This is a genomic window from Tepidiforma flava, assembly GCF_027594505.1.
GTDB classification, from domain to species: Bacteria; Chloroflexota; Dehalococcoidia; order Tepidiformales; family Tepidiformaceae; genus Tepidiforma; species Tepidiforma flava.
Map to the genome: position 1 here is coordinate 1,226,186 of NZ_CP115149.1, position 20,366 is coordinate 1,246,551.

The following is a 20,366-nucleotide window of genomic DNA, read 5'->3' on the forward strand; positions in this document are numbered from 1 at the left end:
CCGGACGCAATCGCGCGGCCTGGGGCGGGTTCGTGCTCCTCTGTTCCGCAGTGGTCGTCGCTGCCGGCGCGGTCGAATGGGCCTCGCGCGGCGGCGGCGCGCCGGGCGCCCCCGGCGCCGTGCCCGGGCCGGGCGAACCTGCGGCCGGGTCGCCGACCGCGCCGGCCTCGCCGCAGCCCGGCGCCGGGCCGGCCTCGCCGGTGCTCGCCGAGGCAGAGGCGCGGCTTCGCGAGGGCCGCTTCGCCGAGGCGCTGGCAGGGTTCGAAGCGGCGGCGCGCGCAGCCGGCAGCCCGGCCGACGCCGGCGAAGCGTGGTTCGGCGCCGGCCGCGCGGCCGAAGAGCTCGGCGAAGGGAGCAGGGCGATCGACGCCTTCCGGGCCGCGCTCGGCGCTGCGCCCGCGGGCAGCGAGCTCGCCGACCGCGCCGCCTACCGGCTGCTCCGTTCGCTCAACGCTGCCGGCCGGACCCCGAAGCGCTTGCGGTGGCCGCGCCCGCCGGCGGGGCGTCATCGCCGCCTACGCGCGGTTCGAACGGGGCGCGCGCTGGCGGCAGCCGGCGATGCAGCGGCGGCCGCGGCGGCGTGGGAGGCGGTGGCGGCGGACACGTCCCTCGCGGTGCCCGTGCGGGCCGCCGCGCTCGAAGGGCTCGCCGGGCTCGCGCGCGAAGCGGGGGACGATGCCGCGCTCGCCCGCTGGCTCGAAGCCCGGGTCGCGCTCGACGGCAGCCCGGCGGCGCGCTACGAACGGGCTCAGCTGGCGCAGCGGCTCGGCGATGCGGGCGGGTTCGAACGCGGCCTGCGGGAGCTGATGGCGGCCGCGCCGCTCTCGCGCGAGGCGACGCGCGCCATCGCCGACCTCGAGGCCGCGGGGCTCGCTGTCGACCCNCCATCGCCGACCTCGAGGCCGCGGGGCTCGCTGTCGACCCCGGGCAGGCGGGCTTCATCCTCTACCGGCGGGGCGCCTACGCCGAGGCGGTCCGGGTGCTGAGCGGCGCCGCCGCGGAGCCCGGCATCGGCGCGGCCGAGCGGACCTTCCGCGCCTACTACCTTGCGGCCGCCCTCGAGGAGCTGGGCCGGTTCGACGAAGCGGTCGCCTGGTACGACGCCGCGGCGGCGACCGGCGCGGCTTCGCCGTTCATCCACCGGGCGAAGTACTGGGCCGCGCGCGTGCTCGAAATGGCGGGCCGCGCGGGCGAGGCGGCGGACCGCTACCTCGCGCTGGCCGTCGAAGGGCCGGCCGGGGAGTTTTCGCAGGAGGCGGCGTTTCGCGCCGGGTATGGGCGGTACACCGAAGGCGATATCGCCGGCGCGCTGGCAGCGTGGGAGGCGGCGGCAGCGGCGGCGAGCCCGCGGCTCGAGTACTGGCGGGGGCGTGCGCTCGAAGCGCTCGGGCGGCCGGCAGAGGCGGAGGCAGCGTACCGGCGGGCGGTCGCGCTCGACCGGTTCGATTTCTTCGCCATCGAAGCAGCGGGCCGGCTCGGCGAGCCGGTGCTGACGCTGGAGGTCGGCTATCGGCAGCGGGAGCTCGGCCGGGGCATCGACTGGGAGGCGATCGCGGGCTGGCTGCGCGCGCGCATCGGCGGCGACTGGCCGGGCGCGGCACCGACGGCGGCCTGCGCGCTGGCGCGGGCGGGCCTGGAGGCGGAGGCCGCTGCCGAGCTGGAGCGCGCCGCGGCGGGCGCCGACCCATGGCGGCTGCTCGAACTCGCCCGCGAGGCGCGGGAGTGCGGGCTTGGCCACCTCGCGCTCGGCTACGCGGTCCGCCTCCGCCAGGCGGCCGGGGCCGCGCCGTGGGAGGCGCCGGCGGACCTCCTGCGGGTCGCGTACCCGGTCGATTACGCGGCCGCGCTCGACCGCGCTGCCGCGGCGGCGGACGTCGACCCGCTCTTCCTGGCTGCGCTCATCCGGGCGGAGAGTCTGTGGGACCCGCGGGCGGGGTCGGGTGCGGGGGCGCTCGGGCTCACGCAGGTCATCCCGCCGACGGGCGAAGGCATCGCGCGGGCGCTGGGGTTCGAAGGGTTCGAAACCGCGGACCTGTTCCGGCCGGCGGTGTCGCTGGAGTTCGGCGCGTACTACCTCGGGGTCCAGCTGCGGCGGTTCGGCGACCCGCTGCTCGCGCTGGCGGCGTACAACGCCGGCCCCGGCAACGCGCTCCGCTGGGCTGCCGGCGGCGATGCGGGCGCGGCGGCGCTCGCGGAGCGGATCGATTTCAGCGAAACGCAGGCCTACGTGCGCGTCATCGTGGAGGCGTACGCGTACTACCTGCTGGCGTGGGCCGAGTGATTCGACCATAACGGGCCGCCCGGGGTAACGTGGAGGTTCCCCCGAGCGGAGAGCCACCAGGAGGTGACCCATGGCGACGAAGCGGACGTACCAGCCGCACCGGATCCCGCGGAAGCGCGAGCACGGCTTCCTGAAGCGGATGTCGACAGCGCGCGGGCCGGCTGGTGCTGAAGGCCCGGCGGCTGAAGGGCCGGAAGCGCCTCACGGTGGTGTAGGCCGGGAGCGCGCCGTGGACCGTTCGCGGCGGCTTCGGAAGGGTCGGGAATTCGATACAGCGTATCAGAAGGGGACTGCCGTGCGCGGTCCCCTTCTCGTTGTCCGGGTTTCGGCGAACGGCCTGGGGCGCGACCGGTGGGGCTTCGCGGTGGGGCGGCGGCTGGCGCCGCTGGCGCATGACCGGAACCGGGTGCGGCGCCGGCTGCGCGAGGCGGCGCGGGCCGTGACTGCAGCGAGCGGCGAGCGGGGGCGCGACGTCATCGTCGTCGCGCGGGAGGGCGCGCTGTCGGCGAGCGTCGCGGAGCTCGAGCGGGAGCTGGCGCGGCTGCTGGGGAAGGCGGAGCGGGAGCTGGCGTCCCGGTCCGCCGCCGCGGGTCGGACGCCGGAGGAGGTTGGGGAGTGATCGGGAAGGTCCTGGCAAAGCCGCTGATCTGGCTGGTGATCGGGTACCAGGCGACGTTATCGAAGGTGATGCCGCCGGTGTGCCGCTTCGAGCCGTCGTGTTCGCGGTATGCGCGGGAGGCGCTGGAGCGGCACGGCGCGTTCCGCGGCGGCTGGCTGGCGCTGCGGCGGCTGAGCCGGTGCCGTCCGTTCGGGGGAAGCGGCTACGACCCGGTGCCGGACTGACGGGGGAGCGAACGGGAGAGAAGCGGGAGGAGCCGGAGAGAGGGGGATTCCGGCAGACGTTTGGCGGAGCGGCTGGCGCCGGGCGGCGGCGGCGGCCGGGCGGCGCATCGTGACGTGGCGGTGAGAAGCGAGAGCGGGCGGCTGAGGGAGTGCGCTCGCCGGTTTCACGTGAAACAGGGGATCGGCTGGCAGCGCCGCAGGCCTGCGGAGGGGCATCGCTGATGGCAGCGAGCGGTGGCTCGTGATGAATTCGAGGGGACGGGGCCCGGCCGACGGGCCGGGTGGTGGCCGGGCCGGGGAGTCCGGGGGACGAGCCGGCAGGTTGAGGAGGCATCCGGAGGATGGCGCCGGTCGGGACCCCAGGGATTCCCCGCCAGACCCCGCGGGTCACCACGCTGTTTCACGTGAAACTGCGTAAGGCCAGGTGCGAGGCGCCCCGTCGAGAGGTCGTCCCGTCGCCGCGCCCTGCGGCGAACAGCCAGTTCCCCGGCCGGAGCCGAGCGCGTTCCACGTGAAACGGGCCGCACTGCACCCTTCGCGGGTCCGGAGCGCGGGGAGGGTGCGCGGCCCCGGCAGGAGGCGCCGCCGGGCGGGCGTTCATCCGCGCCTCCCCGGGGTGTTGCACGTGGAACGCCCGCGCGGGGTGGAGGTGGGCGCGGCATCGTCCGCAGCCGGGGCCGGCGCCGGGAGCGTTTCACGTGGAAGAGCAGCCGGCCCCGGTGGGGGGCATCGCGGGCGCTCCCGTGCGCTGCGGCGCGTTCCACGTGAAACACCGCACGTCGCCAGCACGCCGGGCCCGATGGTCCGCAGGGAACGAGGAATAGAACAAACGTTCTTCGTTCCACGTGGAACACCGCACGGGCCGCCGCCGCGCGGCCCGTAAGCCGCAAGGCTGCTACCATCCCCGCGTGACCCGCCTCCGCCTCGCCGGCGCCGCGCTCCTCGCTGCCGTCGCCCTCCTCGCCGCCAGCTGCATCTCCGTCACCAACCCCGAGGGCTGGGCCCCGCCCGTCCTCGACGGCACCAGCCTCTACCTCACCACCGACCACGGCCACATCTCCCGCACCACCCTCGCCGACGACGGCCGCAGCGCCGCCGCCCGCTGGACCTTCCCCGATAAAGACATCAAGGCCGACGACAAGATCCGCCCCAACGCCGCCTACGGCCCGCCCATCCTCGCCGACGGCCGCGTCTACTACGCCACCTACGAAGCCGGCGTCTTCGCCCTCGACGCCGAAACCGGCCGGCCCGCCTGGCCCGAAGAAGGCAAAACCAACGCTGGCAACATCCGCGGCAACATCGCCGGCGGCCTCGCCTACGCCAACGGCATCCTCTTCTTCGGCACCACCGAAGGCCGCCTCTACGGCTGGAACGCGAGCAACGGCGCCCCCGCCCAGGGCTGGGAAACCCCCCTCGTCTTCGATTCCGGCATCTGGGCCACCCCCGTCGCTCTCGGCGGCACCCTCTACGTCGCCACCATGAACGGCGAGGTCCACGCCATCCGCATCAGCGACCGCTCACCCGCCTGGCCCGAGCCCTTCAAAGCCACCGGCGCCATCGCCGACCTCGTCGCGCTCGACGGCGCCCGCCTCTTCGTCCCCTCCATCAACCGCCACGTCTACCTCCTCGATGCCGAAACCGGGCAGGTCCTCACCGACTTCCGCGCCCGCGACTGGGTCTGGACCGCCCCCGCCCTCCAGGGCACCCGCCTCTACTTCGGCGATTTCGGCGGGAATGTGTACGGACTCGACATAAGCACATCCCCGGCAACGGAGCTCTGGCCGCCGGCCTCCACCGAGGGCCACCGCGTGAAAGCGGCCCCCGTCATCGTGGATGATGTGCTCATCGTGGCCGACCGGGGGCCTGTGGTGACGTTCATCGATGCCAACACCGGCGAGGTGCTGAATCGCGTGCCGATCGACGGCGCGGGCACGGTCCGCGCCAACCCGCTCGCGGCAAACGGCGGCGCCTACATCCTCACCACGAATGCGCGGCTCTTCTTCGCCAACCCCCAGAACCGCTCCGTGGTCGAAGTGCCGGTCACCGGGGTGAAGCGCTGATGGGCGAGTTCTTCACCGTCGCGCTCCTCAACCCGATGGTGAACCTCCTGGTTCTCCTCAACAACCTCCTGTTCGGCTCCTTCGGCCTCGCCATCATCGCCTTCACCATCCTCGTCCGGGTCGTCACCTTCCCGCTCACCTACCGCCAGCTCCACGTGACCCGCCAGATGCAGGCCGTCCAGCCGCGCATCCAGGAGATCAACAAGAAGTACAGCGACCCGAAGCGCCGGCAGGAAGAGATGATGAAGCTCTACCGCGAGGCCGGCGTGAACCCGCTCGGCTGCCTCGGGCCGATGCTCATCCAGTTCCCCATCCTCATCGCCCTCTACAGCGCCGTCCGCATCGTGCTCCCCAATTCGCCCGAGGCGCTCGAAAAGCTCTCCAGCCACGTCTACGACTGGTCCTACCTCCAGCACGCCCTCCCGATGCAGGAATTCTTCCTCGGGATGGACCTGCGCCACCCGAACCTGCTCATGGTGGTGCTCGTCGGCGTCACCACCTGGGCCCAGTCGAAGACGACCGTCACCGTCAGCACCGATGAACGGGTCCGCCAGCAGCAGGCCATGATGAACGTGATGCTGCCCCTGATGTTCGCCTTCTTCGCGCTCCAGTTCCCGAGCGGCGTCAGCCTCTACTGGGTCGTGAACAGCATCGTGGGCATCGGCTTCAACATCCTCATCTACGGCTTCAAACCGCTCGGCATCGAACCGTTCTTCAAGGTCCGCGCGCCCGAACCGGCGCCAGCGGCAGCCGAACCGGTCCCCGCAGCGGCTGCCGTCTCATCCGCTCCAGAATCGAGGACTCCCACCCATGGACCAGGCCGAAGCAAGCGGCAAAACCGTCGAAGACGCCCTCAATAACGCCCTCGCCATCCTCGGCGCCCGCCGCGAAGACGTCGAAGTCACCATCATCGATGAAGGCAAGAAAGGCGGCCTCTTCTCCCGCGGCCGCGACGCCGTCGTCCGCGTCACCCGCATCGCCCGGGCCGAACCGCCCGCCGCCGCACCCGCCCCCGCGCAGGCCGCCGATTCCGCCGAAAGCGCCCCGCGCCGCGACGGCGAGCGCGGCCGCCGCCCCCGGCAGCCGGGCCGCGGCGCCGCCGCTTCCCGCCCCGCCGCCGGCCCCGCCCGCGCGCTCGAACCGGCGCCGCTGAAGCTCACCGATGCCGACTTCCTCGCCCGGCCCGCCGGCGGCAGCGCCGAACCGCCCGCCGAGCGCCCGCCCCGCGGCGAACGCCCCCGCCAGCCCGCCCGGCCCCGCGCCGAGCGGCCGGCCGCGCCCGCCCGCCCCTCCCGTCCCGCCCGGCCGAAGAGCGACCAGCCGCACGTCGAACCCGACATCAACGCCGAGGAAGTCGATTACGCCGCCCAGACCATCGACGACATCCTCCGCATCCTCGGCATCGATGCCGAGATCTCCATCCGCGAACCGCTCACGCCCGGCGACGGCCGCGGCTCCGTCCTCGCCGTCATCGACATCAAGGGCGACAACCTCGGCGTGCTCATCGGCCGGCGCGGCGAGACCCTCCTCGCCCTCCAGTTCCTCGTCAACCTCGCCCTCGCGCGGAAGTACCCGGGCCGCGGCGGCGTCACCGTCGATATCGAGCACTACCGCCACCGGAACGAAGAGCGCATCGTCGAGATGGCCCGCCGCATGGGCGACCGCGTCCGCCAGACGGGCACGCCCATCACCCTCGAACCGATGTCGGCCGCCGAGCGTCGCATCGTCCACCTCCAGTTCGTCGACGACCCCGAGCTCGAAACCCACAGCATCGGCGAAGGCGAAAACCGCAAAGTCGTCATCAGCCGGAGAGGCGAAGGAGGCTAGCCACGCGCGCGCTGGTCGCCGGCAACGTCGCGCTCGACCGCACCCCCGATGGCGGGTGGGCGCCCGGCGGCCCTGCGCTCTACTCCGCCCTCATGGCCCGCGCCCTCGGCTGCGAGGTCACCCTCATCACCTCGCTCGAACCGGAGTTCCCCGCCGGCCTGCTCGATGGGCTCGACGTGCGCGCTGCCGCCGGCGCCGTCGCCCGCTACGAAAACCGCTACGACGCCCGCGGCAACCGCACCCAGCGCCTCCTCGCGCCCGGCTCCGACCTCCAGCTCGTGCCGCACCTCGCGCCCGGCGAAACGTTCGACCTCGTCTTCTACGCCCCCGCCTACCACGAATTCCGCAAGGCGCCGCTCCGTTTCCGCGGCGCCGTCGTCGGCGTTTCGCTCCAGGGCGCGCTCCGCTCCGTCGACCCGGAGGGGCGCGTCATCCCGAACCCGCGGCCGCTCGAGGCGGCCCGCGCGCTCGTGCGGCCCGGCTGGTGCGCCTTCCTCAGCGAGGAGGATGCGGCCGCGCCGGAGGCCCTCGCTGCCGCCCTCGCCGCCGAAAAAACGCTCGTCGTCCTGACGCGTGGCTACAACGGCGCTACACTGTTCGAACTGGATGGCAGCGCACACAGCTATCCCGCCGTGCCTGCCGAGGCGACCGAACCGACCGGCGCCGGCGATTGCTTCGCCATGGCGTTCATGGTCCGCCTCGCCGAGACTGACGCCGTCGAGCAGGCGATGCGGTTCGCGCTCGCGGCCGGCGCCCTCGCCGTCGAAGCGCCCGGCCTCGCTGGCATCGCGAGCCGCGCCGCCATCGAAGAACGCATGACCCGGGAGGCCGCCTGATGGGAGCTCGGATCGTCTCGCTCGTCAACCAGAAAGGCGGCGTCGGCAAAACCACGACCGCCGTCTCCCTCGCCGTGGCCCTCGCCCGCCGCGGCCAGCGCGTCCTCCTCGTCGACCTCGACCCGCAGGCGAACGCCACCAGCGCCCTCGGCGTCCTCGGCAGCGGCCGCGCCGGCGTCTACGACGCCATCCTCGACGAAACCCCGGTCGAGGAGTGCATCGCCCGCGTCGAAGAGGAGGGCGTCGACCTCGTGCCCTCAAGCGCCGAGCTCTCCGGCGCCGAGGTCGAGCTCGTCCCCGTCCTCGCCCGCGAGCGCCGGCTCGCCAACGCGCTCCACCCGGTGCGCGACCGGTACGACTGGGTGCTCATCGATTGCCCACCCTCCCTCGGCCTCCTCACCATCAACGCGCTGACTGCCAGCGAGAGCGTCATCATCCCCGTCCAGTGCGAATACATGGCGCTCGAAGGGCTCAGCCGGCTGATGGAGACGCTCGACCTCGTCCGGCGGAACCTGAACCCGGGCCTCCACGTCCTCGGCGTCATCCTCACGATGTTCGATGCGCGCACCCGGCTCGCCCAGCAGGTCGTCGATGAGGTGCGGAGCCACTTCCCGCAGACGTTCGCCACGATCATCCCGCGGTCGGTCCGCCTGAGCGAGGCGCCGAGCCACGGCCAGTCGATCTTCCGCTACGAGCCCGGCGGGCGCGCCGCCGCCGCCTACGAAGCCGTCGCCGCCGAACTCTTGGAACGCGTGGGAGTCGCCGTATGACACAGCCGAAGCGTGGACTGGGCCGGGGCCTCGATGCCCTCTTCGGGAGCACCCCGGCAGCGCCGCCCGTCGCCGAGCCGCCGCCGGCGGCCGCTCCGCCGCCCGCGGAGCAGCAGCCGCCCGTGCCGGAGCGGGAGCCAGCGCACGAAGTGCCGGCCGAGCCGGCGGCGCGGCTCGCGCCGGAGCCCCGCCCCGCCGCGCCTGCGCCCCGCCGCGGCGGCCCCGAGCTGCTCGATATCGATCTCATCGCGCCCAACCCGGAGCAGCCGCGCACCCACTTCGAGCCGGAGCAGCTGCGCGAACTGGCCGATTCCATCCGGGAGCACGGCATCATCCAGCCGCTCATCGTCACCCGCGACGCCGAGGGCGGCTACCGGCTCATCGCCGGCGAGCGCCGACTGCAGGCCGCCCGCCTCGCCGGGCTCGAAACCGTCCCCGTCGTGGTCCGCGAAGCCGCCGATGAGGAGCTGCTCGAACTCGCCCTCATCGAAAACATCCAGCGCGCCGACCTGAACCCGGTCGAAGAAGCCATGGCCTACCGCCGGCTCATCGAAGAGTACGGGCTGACGCAGGAGGAGGTGGCTCGGCGGGTCGGCAAGAGCCGCGCCACCATCGCGAATGCGCTCCGGCTGCTCCAGCTGGAGGCGGAGATTCGCCGCAGCCTCGTCTCCGGGGAGATCACCGAGGGCCACGCCCGCGCCCTGCTCGGCCTGCCGGAGGGCCGCGGCCGGGTGAACGCGTGGCGCGAAGTCGTCCGCCGGCAGATGTCGGTGCGCGATACCGAGAGCTACGTGAGGCGGCAGCTCGCCGCCGCCCCGGAGACGGCATCCAAGCCGGCCGCCCAGACGGCCCGGCGGGATGCCGCCCTCAGCGACATCGAAGCCCGGCTGCGGCGCGCGCTCAGCACCCGCGTCCGCGTCGAGCCGCAGAAGAAGGGCGCGCGCATCGTCATCGAGTGCTACTCCGCGGAGGAGTTCGAAAACGTCGTCGCCACCCTGCTCGGGGAGTACCAGTAGCCATGGCGCACGAGGAAACGCCCGAACACCGCCTCGCCGACCTCGGCATCGAGCTGCCGCCCGTGCCGCCCGCGGCCGGGCTGTACGCCCCCGCCGCGCGGAGCGGCAGCCAGCTCTACATCTCCGGCCAGGTGCCGCGCGCCGCGGACGGCTCCGGCGTCGCCGCCGTCGGCAAGCTGGGCCAGGATGTCACCGTCGAAGAGGGCGCCGCGCTCGCCCGGCTCTGCGCCCTGCAGGCGCTCGCCATCGCCCGCGCCGAGCTCGGCAGCCTCGACCGGGTGGTGCGGGTGGTGCGGGTGGCGGGGTACGTCGCCAGCGCGCCGGGCTTCACCGGCCACCCGGCCGTCGTGAACGGCGCCTCGCAGCTGCTGCTGGACGTCTTCGGCGACGCCGGCCGCCACGCGCGCATCGCCATCGGCGTCGCCGAGCTGCCCGCCGGCGTCCCGGTCGAGGTCGAATTCCTGTTCGAAGTGGCGTGAGGGCCCGGGGCGCTGGCCGCCTGGCGGCGCGGCGGTGCGGTTGAGCGCGGCCCTTGCCAGACCGCCATGCGGGACCAGCGGCGGGAGCGACGGTGACGAATTGACACACTCGATGCTGTTGACGATGCTATGAAGGTATCCCCCCTCCCTGCTTCGGCGGGAGGGCCAGGCCGCGGCAACGCGGCCTTGTTTTTTGAGGCGTGCGTGCGAGCGGCGGTCTATATCGACGGCTTCAACCTCTACTACGGCATCCGGGCGATGATGCGCACCCGCGGGGCGGGCGAATTGCGGTGGCTCGATATCCTCGAACTCGCCCGGAAGCTGCTTCCCCGCGATGACATCGTGATCGTCCGGTACTTCACCGCGCTGGTCGAAGGCCGCCCGGATGACCCGGGAGCGGCAGCCCGCCAGCGGGCCTACCTGAGGGCGCTCGCCACGCTCCCCGGGGTGGAGCTCCACTTCGGCACGTTCAGGACACGGCGGGTCCGCCTCCCCCGTTCGAACCCGAAGCCTGGCGAGCCGCGCACGGTCGAGGTGTTGCGGACGGAGGAGAAAGGCTCTGACGTGAATCTCGCGACGTACCTGCTGCTCGACGGATTCCAGGACCGCTACGACGTGGCTGCCGTCGTCAGCAATGACTCGGACCTGGTGGAACCCATCCGCGTGGCCCGAGAGCACCTTCGGAAGGAGGTCTTCGTCGTGACGCCGCAGCCGCCGATGGTCAACGAGCTGCGGCGCGTGACGACCCGGGTGCGCGACCTTCGCCCGGGCGTCGTGGCGCGGTGCCAGCTCCCGGTGCCGGTCATCGATGCGCACGGGCGCGAAATTCGCCCGCCGGCCGCGTGGGGGCCGGTCACGCCGCGGCCGTAGCGTCTTCCCCCCGCGCCGCCCTGCCCCGGGTTGGAGGTTGAAGGTTGGAGGTTGAGGGAACCCCGGTTCCCGCCTCCCGGTTCCCGAAACATCCGTTGGGCGCCGGCGCCCCGCGGGGACGGAGCCCCGCGGCTACGGGCATCCCCTCCCCGGCCCCTCCCCGCCCCGGGTTGGAGGTTGAAGGTTGAAGGTTGAGGAAGCCTCCTCCCGGTTCCCGGTTCCCGTCTCCCGGTTCCCGAAACACCCGTTGGGCGCATGGCGCCCCGCGGGGACGGAGCCCCGCGGCTACGGGCATCCCCTCCCCGGCCCCGCCCCGCCCCGGGTTGGAGGTTGAAGGTTGGAGGTTGGCGGAGCCCCGCCTCCCGGTTCCCGTCTCCCGCCTCCCGCCTCCCGCCTCCCGGTTCCCGGTTCCCGCCTCCCCGTGATACCCTCGCTCCCGGCGCTGACGCATCGAGCGCGCCGCATCGAGGGGACCGCCGGTGTACAACGACCTCGCCATCTTCTCCGGCCGCGCCCACCCGGCGCTCGCCGAAGCCATCGCTGCCCGCCTCGGCCGCTCCCTCGGCAAAGTCGATGTCTTCGAGTTCTCCAACGAAAACATCTTCGTCCAGTTCCAGGAGAACATCCGCCAGCGCGACGTCTTCCTCGTCCAGCCGTTCGTCAGCCCCGTCAATACGTCGATCATGGAGCTCCTCATCATGATCGACGCCGCCCGGCGCGCCTCCGCCGGCCGCATCACGGCCGTCATCCCCTACTACGCCTACGGCCGGAGCGACAAGAAGGACCAGCCGCGCGTCCCCATCACCGCCCGGCTCATCGCGAACATGCTCGAAACCGCCGGCGCCGACCGCGTCCTCACGCTCAACCTCCACGCCGGCCAGATCCAGGGCTTCTTCAACATCCCGCTCGATGAGCTGAACGCGCTCTACCCCGTCTCCGCTTACTTCCGCACGAAGAACCTCGCCAACTACACCGTCGTCGCCACCGACGTCGGCGGCGAGAAACGGGCGCGCGACCTCGCCGTCCGGCTCGATTTGCCCCTCGCCATCATCGACAAGCGCCGCATCGGCAACGCCGAGGTCGCCGAGGCGATGCACGTCATCGGCGAAGTCGAAGGCCGGAACTGCCTCATCCTCGACGACGAAATCAGCACGGCCGGGACGATCGTCTCGGCCGTCAACGCGCTGCGGCAGAACGGCGCGCGCGAAATCATCGTCAGCTGCTACCACCCGGTCTTCGCCGGCCCGGCCGTCGAACGGCTCCGCGCGCTCGACCTCCACGAGATCGTCGTGACCGACTCGGTGCCGCTCGGCCCGGAGAAGATCCTGCCGAACATGACGGTCATCCCCGTCGCGCCGCAGTTCGGCGACGCCATCGCCCGCATCCACAGCGGCCAGTCGGTCGGCGCGCTCTTCCAGTAGCGGCGGGCCGGGGTTCGAACGCCCAGCGCTTCGGCGAAGCGCCCGCGCGGGCAATTGTTATGACGTTGTAATGCGCCGTTGACGAACTGTTGAACCACGCCGCGCGCCGGATGTGGTACAACGATGGTGCCGAATCGGCGGCCCGGCCGCCGAGCGGGGGAACCGTCTCTTTGGGGTGTATCCCGGCTGCGGCCGGGTAGGCGACTCCCCTCGCCGAACCCGTCAGCTAACCCCGCAGGCATCGGGGAGAGGCCCGGCAGCCCTCCAGCCTGCCGCGCGTGCCTCTCAGGTCCACCGGGATAGTCGCGGGCCGGCCGCAGCGCCGGGCCGGCGGCATCCCCCAAGAGCTGACACTGCAGGAGGCACGACGATGCTCCGACCCGGTTTCCAGCCCTGGTGGCGCCGCTGGCTGGCGCCGCAGCCCGCCAACCCCATCGCCCGCCAGCAGGTGGTCCGCACCTGCCCGGAATGCCGCGCGCCCTACGAACCGCGCCAGCGGTACTGCCCCGGCTGCCACATCGCCACCCCTGAGTGGCGCTACGGCTAAAGACGCCCAGTTCCCTCCTCTGGTGTGCTGCGACCCCTGGCAGCACACACCGGCGGGCCGCCCCGGCACGGGCGGCCCGTTCGGCGTCCAGCTTGACCGGCGCGTGACCCCTCGGCGCCGGCCTGCGACAATCGCAAGGTGACGAACGCCGACCCCGATGCCCCGCTGCCTGGCGGCGAAGCGGAGGCCCCGGCCCCCATCGCCGCCGAGGAAGGCAGCGGCCGCCCCGTCTACCTCCGCCGCCAGCCGGTTTGGAGCTACTTCCTCACCCCGGGCGCGGTCCTCATCGGCGCGCTCCTCATCGCCGGCGCCATCTGGTGGCAGCCGGGCAGCGACGATGCAGTCCCCGCCGCCCCTGCCGCGGGAGGCACCGCTGCCGCCGGCACCGCCGCGGCCGGCGCTTCGCCGACCGCCGCCGCGCAGGCCTCGCTCCTCGATGCCTTCCTCGGCTACGCCCGCACCGTCGGCCTCGATGAGCAGCAGCTGATGCAGTGCCTCAACGACGGCGCGAACGTCCAGCTCATCAACAGCCACCTCCAGCGCGGCAACCAGCTCGGCGTGAGCGGCACGCCCACGTTCTTCATCAACAACAAGAAGCTCGTCGGCGCCCAGCCCACCGCGCTCCTGCTCGAAATCATCGAGAAGGAGCGCTCGCCGAACCCGCCGACGTCCATCGATGCCTACTCGCCGCAGCTCCAGCAGCTGGCGGCCACGAATCCGCCCTCGTTCGAAATCCTGCCCTCGCGGCCGGACCTCTCCGGCGCCGCCTTCGAAGGCAGCCCCAGCGCGCGCGTCGTCATCGCCGAGTTCAGCGATTTCCAGTGCCCCTTCTGCCTCCGCTGGAACCAGGTGACGCTGCCGGAAGTGCGCAAGCTCCTCGGGGACGAGGTCGCGCTCGCCTTCCTCCACTTCCCCATCACGCAAATCCATCCGAACGCCGGCAACGCCAGCCTGCTCGCCATCTGCGCCGGCAAGCAGGGCAAGTTCTGGGAGATGCACGACCTCCTCTTCGCCCGCCAGCAGGAGTGGGGCAGCCTGCGGTAATCCCGATTTCACGCGTCCGCGCCCGCGGGCGCGCTACCATCGAAGCGTCATGCCCGAGACCCGCCGCTCCGGCGTCCGCATCCACTACCGCGTCGAAGGCCGCGGCGACCCGGTCGTGCTCGTCCACGGCTACACCGCCTCCGGCTGGTCGAACTGGGTCGCCCCCGGCTGGGTCGAGCGGCTCGCCGGCGAGCACACGCTCATCATCCCGGACTTGCGGGGTCACGGCCGGAGCGAAAAGCCGCCCGAGACCGGCGCCTACAGCCGCGCCGCCCTCGCTGCCGATGTCCTCGCGGTGATGGACGAAGAAGGCATCGAGCGCGCGCCGGTCGTCGGCTACTCGATGGGCGGCATGGTGGCGCTCGAACTGCTCGGCCGCCACCGCGCGCGGTTCGAACGCGGCGTCATCGGCGGGATGGGGAGCTACTTCCCCCGCGCTGCCGGCCGGTTCGCCTTCGAGCGGCGCCACCCGCGGAGCCTCGCCCCGGCGCGCCGGCCGCTCGACCACCTCGCCTACCTGGCCCGCTACTGGAGCGAGATGGACCTCGTCGCGCTCAACCGCGTCTTCCGCGGCGTCTTCCGCGACGGCGTGCCGGTGGACCCGGCCGTTTTGCCCGCCATCCGCCAGCCGGTGCTCGTCGCCGCCGGCACGCGCGATGTCTTCTTCGAGCCGGCGGCAGCGCTCGCCCGGCAGCTGCCGAACGCCCGCTTCCTGCCCGTCCCGCACGATGCCCACATCAGCGCCATCCGCAACCCGCGCTTCATCGAAGCGGCGGCAGCCTTTCTGCGCGCGCCGGTAGCTATGCGGTAGCTACGGATTAGTAGCGGCCGGCGGCGAAGGAGCCGACGTCCTTCCAGACGAGCTGTGCGCCGGAATGGCCGGCGACCGTCATGGTTGCGATGGCGACGACGCCGATGATGCCGGCCGCCGCCCAGGCCGCCAGCGGCGCCCAGCGCGGCAGCGCCCGCTTCCGTTCGATGAGGGCGAGCACGGCGAAGCCCGTGAGCCCAAGCCCAAGGATGACCGCCCAAAAGAAGGCGGCGTCGCCCTGCTCCGGGTGGTCGCCGAAGCGCACCTGCTGGCCGGCCGCGCGGGCGGCGCTCTTCACGGAGTCCTCGAGCGGCTCGCCGGAGGCCTTCGCCAGCCAGGCGAAGACGGCGCCGGCGATGCCGACGGCGGCCGCCGGCAGCGCATAGACGCGCCGCCAGGCTGGTCGCCACCCGGTGGCTACATGGAAGACGGCCGCCAGCGGCACCAGCACGACCGCGGCATGGACGACGAGCGGGTGGGCGGGCAGGCCCGCGATGGTGAACAGGAACGGCGGCATGGAGCCTCCTCTGCTGCAGCGTGCGAACGTCTCGCCGGCGGAAGTGTCATTCCTCGCCGCATTGCGGAAAAGGAACCTTGGCATCCGCTTCTTTACCGGCCGCGCCGGCCCATTCCCGCGCGATTCGCCGGTGCGAACGCGCGCCAGCCGGGCGGCTCGACAGCGCTCCGCCCGGGGCGGAGAATCGCCCCCGAAGCCCGTTCGCGAACGGAGGTGCCGCCGCCATGGAATTCCGCGATTCGCCCGCCGAAGCCGCCTTCCGGCAGGAAGTGCGCGCCTTCCTCGATGCCGAATTCCCGCCCGAGTTCGCCGACCGCCCGGTCGAATGGGGGCTGTTCAACGGCGCCGGCCGCGCCGCGCCCGGCTTCGCCGATTTCATGCGCGAGTGGACGCAGAAGCTGAACGCCCGCGGCTGGGGCGCGCCCGCCTGGCCGAAAGAGCACGGCGGCGGCGGCCTCAGCGTCAAAGAGCAGTTCATCCTCAGCGAGGAGTTCGCCTGGCGGCGCGCTCCCCGGCCCGGCGGCATCGGCCACGGCTGGGCCGGGCCGACCATCATGGTCTACGGCACCGAGGAGCAGAAGCGGGAATACCTCCCGAAGATCATCTCCGGCGAACACATCTGGTGTCAGCTCTTCTCCGAACCGGGCGCCGGCTCCGACCTCGCCAGCCTCCAGACCCGCGCCGTTCGCGACGGCGACGACTACGTCATCAATGGCCAGAAGATCTGGACCTCCGGCGCGCAGCACGCCCACATGGGCATCCTCATCGCCCGCACCAACCCTGATGCCCCCAAGCACCGCGGCATCAGCTACTTCCTCGTGGATATGAAGACGCCGGGCATCACCGTCCGGCCGCTCGTGAACATGCTCAACAGCCACGAGTTCAACGAAGTCTTCTTCGAAGATGTCCGCGTGCCGGCGAAGAACCTGCTCGGCGAGGAGAACCGCGGCTGGTACCTCGCCACCACCACGCTCGATTTCGAACGGAGCGGCATCGCCACGAGCGTCTCCCACCAGCTCATCGTGCGCGATCTCGTCCGGTTCGCCCGCGAGAGCGCCGTCGGTAGCCGCAGCGTGGCTACACGGGCGTCGCTCCGCACCGAACTCGCCGACCGCGCCATCGAAGCGCAGGTCGAATCGCTCATCTCCTACCGCATCATCTCGATGCAGGAGCGGGGCGAAATCCCGAACAAGGAATCGTCGATCGCGAAGCTCTATTCGAGCGAGCTGGACGTGCGGCTGGCGGTGACGGCGATGCACCTGGCCGGCCTCTACGGCCAGCTGACGGACCGGGAGGATGCGCGGGTGCTCGGCGGCCGCATCGCCCGCTTCTACATGCACAGCACGACGAGCCCGATCGGCGGCGGCACGAGCGAAATCCAGCGGAACATCATCGCGACCCGCGGCCTCGGCCTGCCGCGCGGCTGAGCGCTCAGCCGGCCCGGCGGAGCTGCGCCTGCAGCCAGCCGATATCGGCGCGGAGGCGGGCGGCTTCGCGTTCGCGCAGCGGCCGAAAGGCGGCATCCGCGCCGGGGCCGCGCAGCTCCCGTTCGAGCGCCGTGAGCCGCCGGGCCGCGGCCGCGAGCCGCTCGCGGATGGCGCGGCCGGCCTCCCCGGCCCCCGCCGCCTCTGCCGCCGCCAGCGCGAGCGCAAAGCCCGGCCCATCGAGCGGCTCCGTGCGCAGCACATCGAGCGCCGCCGCGGCGAGCCGCTCCCGGCCTGCCGCCGTCAGCGCCAGCCTGCGGCGCAGGTGCCCCGTCTCTCCTTCCTCCACCGCGGCCTCGGCCAGCCCTTCGGCGATCAGCGCATCGGCCGCGCGGTAGAGCGCGCTCCGGCTCACGGCGATGCCGAGCCCCTGCAGGTGCTCCAGCAGGGCGTACGGGTGGCCGGGGGCGATGGCGAGCGCGGCGAGGAGGGCAAAGCGGGCGTCCATGGCGCCAGTCTCACCCGCGCCGGCCCGCGTCCTCCATCGGGGAAATCCCCGGTCGCCGCCGGGAAGCTCCCCATGTCCGAAGCTTCCCCGCCGGGAAGCGTCCCGGGCGGGACGATGCGCCGGCGGGAACGTTCCCGCGCGGGAAGCTTCCCGGGCGCCGCGCGGGGCGTTTCCCGTGCGACACCCTGCCGCCAGCCCGGCCCGCGCGGCGCTTCGCCAGCATCATCGTTCCCGGGTTTTTCCCTCCGCGGTGGCAGGTCGGTGACGGCCGGGTGGACAGCCCGCCGGCGCCGCCCCCTGGCGGCCGAACCTGCTACCGTGGAATCCATGGACGACAGCAGCGAACCCGGCAGTCCCGGCGGCGAAGTCGCCATCGTGTGCGCCTGGTGCCGGCAGCAGCTGAGCGGCGCCCCCTCGGGCCGGGTCTCTCACGGCATCTGCCCCCGCTGCGCCCGCGAATTCCTCGAGCGGCTGCCCGCCTCCTACCTCGAATCGATCGCCGACGACGACGGCACGGTGACGCTCTTCTCCGGCTACCGGTTCGCGCTGGAGGAAGTCCGCCGCGCCGCCGGCTGAGCCCGCAGGCCGCCCACGCGCACGAACAGCGGGCGGCGGGTCCGCTCCCCCGCCGCCCGCGCCGCCCCCTGCCGGGGAGGTTGGGCTAGGCCGTGCGCCGGCCCGTCGCCGCCCGCAGCGCCAGCAGGAAGATGATGCCGCCGGCCACCGCGAGCGCCATGCTGCGGAAATCGAAGCTGCTCACCGTGCCCCAGCCGATGGCCGTGCCGATGAAGCCGCCGATCATCGCGCCGACGATGCCGATGCCGATGGTGACGATCAGGCCGCGGAAGCCGCCGCCGCCCGGGTCGTCGCCCGGCACGATGAGCTTCGCCAGCGCGCCGGCGATGAGGCCGAAGATGAGCCATGCGATGAATCCCATGGAGTGCTCCTTCCCGCGGGGGCCCTGTGGTGTGCGCTGCTGCGCGGCCCCTTCGCGATGTCTTTACCGTAGGGCGCGCCCGGCGAAGGAACCGTCACGGACCGGCAGCCGCCCGTTGCAGTTCCCTCGCAACCTGCGCTCCGCTGCGGCAGGCAGGGTTTTCCCGGATTTTTCCCTTCCGAAGCGCGCGCTTCGCTGAACGTGAACGTCCGGTTCACCGCCCCGTGGTACGGTGAGCGAAGCAGGGGCTGCGCAGCGCCCGGCAACGATCCGTTCCTACAGGTGTGGCTGGCTCGAAGGTGGTGGACCCGACTCCAAAGCTCCCGGCGCTCTCCCTGTTCGCCCTCGCGAAGTTCACCGCGCAGGCCGGCCAGAACCTCTTCTTCGCCGCGCTGCTGGTCACGGCGGGGACCGCGAACCACGCGGCCGCCGGCCTCTCCTCCTTCTTCGTGGCGATGCTGCTCGCCTCGCTCGCCTTCGGCGTGCCGGGCGGCGCGCTGGCGGACCGCATCGGGCCCTCCCGCGGGTTCGCCCTCGGCGGCATCGCCCGCGCGGCGGTGATGCTCGCGTGGCTGCTCGGGCCGAAGAGCGCCATGGCCGTGCCGGCCGTCGTGTTCGCCTATTCGGCCGTGTCCCAGGTCTACTCGCCCTCGGAGATGGCGCTCGTCCGCACGCTCGGCGGCCGGCGCCACGGCGCGGTCCATTCGCTCGTGCTGACGCTCCAGTTCGCCGGGCAGGGGCTGGCGGTGGCCGCCCTGGCGCCCTTCCTCTGGTGGCTCGGCGGCACGCCGGCGATGGCCGCCGGGGCTGCGGCGGTGGCTGCCGTGGCCGCCGCGGCCGCGTGTGGCCTCGCGGTAGCCACAGCCCGGCTGCGGCTCGAACTCCCGGCCCGCGGCTCCGCCTTCCGCGATACGCTCCGCTTCTTCCGCCGCCATGCCATCGCGCGCGAAGCCGTCATCGCGCTCGCGCTCACGTCGATGGTCGTGCAGGGGAGCATCGTCGCCCTCCCGCTCTACCTCCGGAACGACCTCGCGGCCGGCTCCTTCGGCGCGGCGCTGGTCGTCGGCGCGGCCGCGCTCGGCGTCGGGGCGGGCCTGCTCGCCGTCGCCCTCCGGCTCGGGCCCGGCGGGGCGAGCGCGACCATCCGGACGGCGGTGCTCGCGATGGCCGTCGGCACGCTCGCCCTCGCCTCGCTCGATTACGGCCTCCGCGCGGCGCTCGAACTGACGGAAGTCGGCCCCTTCGTCGACCTCGACCTTTCGCTCGGCGCGTCCTTCGCCGTGGCGGTGCCGGTCGCGTTCCTGCTCGGGCTCGCGGTCGCGCTCGCGCTGCTGGCGGCGCGCACGGCGCTCACGGCGGCCGCGCCGGTCGCCCACCAGTCGCGCGTGTTCGCCGTGCAGGCGGTGCTCACGGACGCGTTCGTGGTGCTGCCGCTGGTCCTGTTCGGCATCGGCGTCGAAGTCGCCGGCGCGCGGCCGGTGCTGGCGCTGATGGGCGGCGTCGCCGGGTTCGCCTTCCTCGTGCTGGAGGGGCGGGTCGTCATCGGCTGGCTGCACGCGCCGGCCCGCGAGCCCGCGCCTGCCCCGGTCCCCGTCGAGCGCGACTGAGCCCGCGGCGGGCTACCCGCCCCGCATCCCTTCGAGCAGTTCGGTCACCTTCGCGCGGAAGGCCGCCGCATCGGGCAGCGCGCCGAAGCGCGTCAGCTCCCGCCCCTCGGCGTCGATGAGCACGAACGTCGGCGTCTCGCGCACGCCGTACCGCTCCGCCGAGGTGTCGCGGTCGACCGACTTTTCGACGAAGACGATGCGGCCGCGGAACTCCTCCATGACGCGGTGGACGAACTGCATCCGTTCGCAGGCGGTGCAGGCGGGCGAGGAGAAGAAGACGAGCGTCGGCAGCCCGGCAGGCTGCGGCTGCGCCGGGGTGGGCAGCGGCGCGAGGGCGTGGTAGGCAGTGTGCGCCGGCCCCCGCACGACGAGGATGTCGCTGCCCGCGTTCGCGCGGGCGATCTCCGTGAGCTGCGGGTCGACGGTCGATTCGCCGCGCGCGGCGAGCCCGACCCACGCGGTGAACCCCACCGTGGGGAAGACCATGGCGAGGATGATGAGCCAAACCTTCGGGCTCCAGCCCGGGTTCCACCACGCCCGTTTCCGCCGCGGCGCTGCCGTCATGCCT

23 protein-coding genes, 1 pseudogene and 1 riboswitch are annotated in these 20,366 nt (G+C 73.0%); of the genes and pseudogenes, 20 read left to right on the top strand and 4 right to left on the bottom strand.

Annotated features, from left to right (window positions below):
* The first annotated feature begins 979 nt into the window (after nt 1-979).
* The 17 genes and pseudogenes from O0235_RS07105 to O0235_RS07180 all read left to right on the top strand — a co-directional run bounded on the left by O0235_RS07105 (nt 980) and on the right by O0235_RS07180 (nt 14,805).
* Nucleotides 980-2,281, top strand: a complete 1,302-nt coding sequence (locus O0235_RS07105; RefSeq protein WP_270057847.1) for a lytic transglycosylase domain-containing protein — start codon at nt 980-982, stop codon at nt 2,279-2,281.
* A gap of 70 nt (nt 2,282-2,351) precedes the next feature.
* Nucleotides 2,352-2,402: pseudogene (locus O0235_RS15755) on the top strand (hypothetical protein); the annotation flags it as partial.
* A 43-nt stretch (nt 2,403-2,445) separates the two neighbouring features.
* On the top strand, nt 2,446-2,496 hold the full coding sequence (locus O0235_RS15760) for a hypothetical protein (protein WP_373324429.1): 51 nt from the start codon (nt 2,446-2,448) through the stop codon (nt 2,494-2,496).
* Nucleotides 2,497-2,510: 14 nt separating this feature from the next.
* Nucleotides 2,511-2,900 carry a ribonuclease P protein component gene (rnpA, locus tag O0235_RS07115; RefSeq protein WP_270057848.1) on the top strand — a complete coding sequence of 130 codons (390 nt, stop codon included), beginning with the start codon at nt 2,511-2,513 and terminating at the stop codon, nt 2,898-2,900.
* Nucleotides 2,897-3,124 (top strand): membrane protein insertion efficiency factor YidD, encoded by a 228-nt coding sequence (gene yidD, locus O0235_RS07120; RefSeq protein ID WP_270057849.1) that lies wholly within the window; start codon nt 2,897-2,899, stop codon nt 3,122-3,124. The genes rnpA and yidD overlap by 4 nt, the downstream gene beginning before the upstream one ends.
* Nucleotides 3,125-4,032: 908 nt before the next feature.
* Nucleotides 4,033-5,184 (top strand): outer membrane protein assembly factor BamB family protein, encoded by a 1,152-nt coding sequence (locus O0235_RS07125; protein WP_270057850.1) that lies wholly within the window; start codon nt 4,033-4,035, stop codon nt 5,182-5,184.
* Nucleotides 5,184-6,044, top strand: a complete 861-nt coding sequence (locus O0235_RS07130) for a YidC/Oxa1 family membrane protein insertase (RefSeq protein ID WP_270057851.1) — start codon at nt 5,184-5,186, stop codon at nt 6,042-6,044. The genes O0235_RS07125 and O0235_RS07130 overlap by 1 nt, the downstream gene beginning before the upstream one ends.
* Complete coding sequence (gene jag, locus O0235_RS07135) at nt 5,995-7,011, top strand: RNA-binding cell elongation regulator Jag/EloR (RefSeq protein WP_270057852.1); 1,017 nt, start codon at nt 5,995-5,997, stop codon at nt 7,009-7,011. The genes O0235_RS07130 and jag overlap by 50 nt, the downstream gene beginning before the upstream one ends.
* Nucleotides 7,012-7,103: 92 nt before the next feature.
* On the top strand, nt 7,104-7,847 hold the full coding sequence (locus O0235_RS07140; protein ID WP_270057853.1) for a carbohydrate kinase family protein: 744 nt from the start codon (nt 7,104-7,106) through the stop codon (nt 7,845-7,847).
* Nucleotides 7,847-8,617 carry a ParA family protein gene (locus tag O0235_RS07145; protein WP_270057854.1) on the top strand — a complete coding sequence of 257 codons (771 nt, stop codon included), beginning with the start codon at nt 7,847-7,849 and terminating at the stop codon, nt 8,615-8,617. Before O0235_RS07140 ends, O0235_RS07145 begins: the two co-directional genes overlap by 1 nt.
* Nucleotides 8,614-9,633 carry a ParB/RepB/Spo0J family partition protein gene (locus tag O0235_RS07150; RefSeq protein WP_270057855.1) on the top strand — a complete coding sequence of 340 codons (1,020 nt, stop codon included), beginning with the start codon at nt 8,614-8,616 and terminating at the stop codon, nt 9,631-9,633. Before O0235_RS07145 ends, O0235_RS07150 begins: the two co-directional genes overlap by 4 nt.
* A gap of 2 nt (nt 9,634-9,635) precedes the next feature.
* Nucleotides 9,636-10,112 carry a RidA family protein gene (locus O0235_RS07155; protein ID WP_270057856.1) on the top strand — a complete coding sequence of 159 codons (477 nt, stop codon included), beginning with the start codon at nt 9,636-9,638 and terminating at the stop codon, nt 10,110-10,112.
* Between the two features lie 204 nt (nt 10,113-10,316).
* Entirely contained in the window at nt 10,317-10,982 is a 666-nt protein-coding gene (locus tag O0235_RS07160; protein ID WP_270057857.1) for an NYN domain-containing protein, read from the top strand.
* 479 nt (nt 10,983-11,461) lie between these two features.
* The gene (locus O0235_RS07165) at nt 11,462-12,403 is read left to right on the top strand and encodes a ribose-phosphate diphosphokinase (protein WP_270057858.1); all 942 of its coding nucleotides are present in this window, start codon (nt 11,462-11,464) and stop codon (nt 12,401-12,403) included.
* Nucleotides 12,404-12,520: 117 nt separating this feature from the next.
* Nucleotides 12,521-12,659: riboswitch (cyclic di-AMP (ydaO/yuaA leader) on the top strand.
* Between the two features lie 114 nt (nt 12,660-12,773).
* Nucleotides 12,774-12,950 carry a hypothetical protein gene (locus O0235_RS07170; protein ID WP_270057859.1) on the top strand — a complete coding sequence of 59 codons (177 nt, stop codon included), beginning with the start codon at nt 12,774-12,776 and terminating at the stop codon, nt 12,948-12,950.
* Between the two features lie 138 nt (nt 12,951-13,088).
* Nucleotides 13,089-13,994: a DsbA family protein gene (locus O0235_RS07175; protein WP_270057860.1), complete on the top strand. Its 906-nt coding sequence runs from the start codon at nt 13,089-13,091 to the stop codon at nt 13,992-13,994.
* A gap of 49 nt (nt 13,995-14,043) precedes the next feature.
* Nucleotides 14,044-14,805 carry an alpha/beta fold hydrolase gene (locus O0235_RS07180; protein ID WP_270057861.1) on the top strand — a complete coding sequence of 254 codons (762 nt, stop codon included), beginning with the start codon at nt 14,044-14,046 and terminating at the stop codon, nt 14,803-14,805.
* A 7-nt stretch (nt 14,806-14,812) separates the two neighbouring features.
* Here the strand turns inward: O0235_RS07180 and O0235_RS07185 are convergent, their stop codons facing one another.
* Nucleotides 14,813-15,322 (bottom strand): DUF2231 domain-containing protein, encoded by a 510-nt coding sequence (locus O0235_RS07185; RefSeq protein WP_270057862.1) that lies wholly within the window; start codon nt 15,320-15,322, stop codon nt 14,813-14,815.
* 224 nt (nt 15,323-15,546) lie between these two features.
* On the opposite strand from O0235_RS07185, the gene O0235_RS07190 reads away from it, so the two are divergent.
* Complete coding sequence (locus O0235_RS07190) at nt 15,547-16,749, top strand: acyl-CoA dehydrogenase family protein (protein WP_270057863.1); 1,203 nt, start codon at nt 15,547-15,549, stop codon at nt 16,747-16,749.
* A 4-nt stretch (nt 16,750-16,753) separates the two neighbouring features.
* Here O0235_RS07190 and O0235_RS07195 read toward each other — a convergent pair whose 3' ends face one another.
* The gene (locus O0235_RS07195) at nt 16,754-17,254 is read right to left on the bottom strand and encodes a helix-turn-helix transcriptional regulator (protein ID WP_270057864.1); all 501 of its coding nucleotides are present in this window, start codon (nt 17,252-17,254) and stop codon (nt 16,754-16,756) included.
* Nucleotides 17,255-17,581: 327 nt separating this feature from the next.
* On the opposite strand from O0235_RS07195, the gene O0235_RS07200 reads away from it, so the two are divergent.
* The gene (locus O0235_RS07200; RefSeq protein WP_270057865.1) at nt 17,582-17,830 is read left to right on the top strand and encodes a hypothetical protein; all 249 of its coding nucleotides are present in this window, start codon (nt 17,582-17,584) and stop codon (nt 17,828-17,830) included.
* Between the two features lie 85 nt (nt 17,831-17,915).
* Here the strand turns inward: O0235_RS07200 and O0235_RS07205 are convergent, their stop codons facing one another.
* Nucleotides 17,916-18,191, bottom strand: coding sequence for a GlsB/YeaQ/YmgE family stress response membrane protein (locus tag O0235_RS07205; RefSeq protein WP_270057866.1), 276 nt, complete (start codon nt 18,189-18,191; stop codon nt 17,916-17,918).
* Nucleotides 18,192-18,475: 284 nt separating this feature from the next.
* On the opposite strand from O0235_RS07205, the gene O0235_RS07210 reads away from it, so the two are divergent.
* Entirely contained in the window at nt 18,476-19,798 is a 1,323-nt protein-coding gene (locus O0235_RS07210) for an MFS transporter (protein ID WP_270057867.1), read from the top strand.
* A gap of 12 nt (nt 19,799-19,810) precedes the next feature.
* On the opposite strand, the gene O0235_RS07215 is transcribed toward O0235_RS07210, so the two are convergent.
* The gene (locus tag O0235_RS07215) at nt 19,811-20,362 is read right to left on the bottom strand and encodes a thioredoxin family protein (RefSeq protein ID WP_270057868.1); all 552 of its coding nucleotides are present in this window, start codon (nt 20,360-20,362) and stop codon (nt 19,811-19,813) included.
* Between the last annotated feature and the right edge of the window lie 4 nt (nt 20,363-20,366).

What these genes read in the sequence shown, in the direction of transcription:
- O0235_RS07200 (WP_270057865.1), top strand. Translation starts at nt 17,582, where the DNA reads ATGGACGACAGCAGCGAACCCGGCAGTCCCGGCGGCGAAGTCGCCATC.
- O0235_RS07155 (WP_270057856.1), top strand. Translation starts at nt 9,636, where the DNA reads ATGGCGCACGAGGAAACGCCCGAACACCGCCTCGCCGACCTCGGCATC.
- O0235_RS07180 (WP_270057861.1), top strand. Translation starts at nt 14,044, where the DNA reads ATGCCCGAGACCCGCCGCTCCGGCGTCCGCATCCACTACCGCGTCGAA.
- O0235_RS07130 (WP_270057851.1), top strand. Translation starts at nt 5,184, where the DNA reads ATGGGCGAGTTCTTCACCGTCGCGCTCCTCAACCCGATGGTGAACCTC.
- O0235_RS07145 (WP_270057854.1), top strand. Translation starts at nt 7,847, where the DNA reads ATGGGAGCTCGGATCGTCTCGCTCGTCAACCAGAAAGGCGGCGTCGGC.
- O0235_RS07140 (WP_270057853.1), top strand. Translation starts at nt 7,104, where the DNA reads ATGGCCCGCGCCCTCGGCTGCGAGGTCACCCTCATCACCTCGCTCGAA.
- jag (WP_270057852.1), top strand. Translation starts at nt 5,995, where the DNA reads ATGGACCAGGCCGAAGCAAGCGGCAAAACCGTCGAAGACGCCCTCAAT.
- O0235_RS07150 (WP_270057855.1), top strand. Translation starts at nt 8,614, where the DNA reads ATGACACAGCCGAAGCGTGGACTGGGCCGGGGCCTCGATGCCCTCTTC.
- O0235_RS07185 (WP_270057862.1), bottom strand. Translation starts at nt 15,322, where the DNA reads ATGCCGCCGTTCCTGTTCACCATCGCGGGCCTGCCCGCCCACCCGCTC.
- O0235_RS07195 (WP_270057864.1), bottom strand. Translation starts at nt 17,254, where the DNA reads ATGGACGCCCGCTTTGCCCTCCTCGCCGCGCTCGCCATCGCCCCCGGC.
- O0235_RS07190 (WP_270057863.1), top strand. Translation starts at nt 15,547, where the DNA reads ATGGAATTCCGCGATTCGCCCGCCGAAGCCGCCTTCCGGCAGGAAGTG.
- O0235_RS07205 (WP_270057866.1), bottom strand. Translation starts at nt 18,191, where the DNA reads ATGGGATTCATCGCATGGCTCATCTTCGGCCTCATCGCCGGCGCGCTG.
- O0235_RS07170 (WP_270057859.1), top strand. Translation starts at nt 12,774, where the DNA reads ATGCTCCGACCCGGTTTCCAGCCCTGGTGGCGCCGCTGGCTGGCGCCG.
- O0235_RS07215 (WP_270057868.1), bottom strand. Translation starts at nt 20,362, where the DNA reads ATGACGGCAGCGCCGCGGCGGAAACGGGCGTGGTGGAACCCGGGCTGG.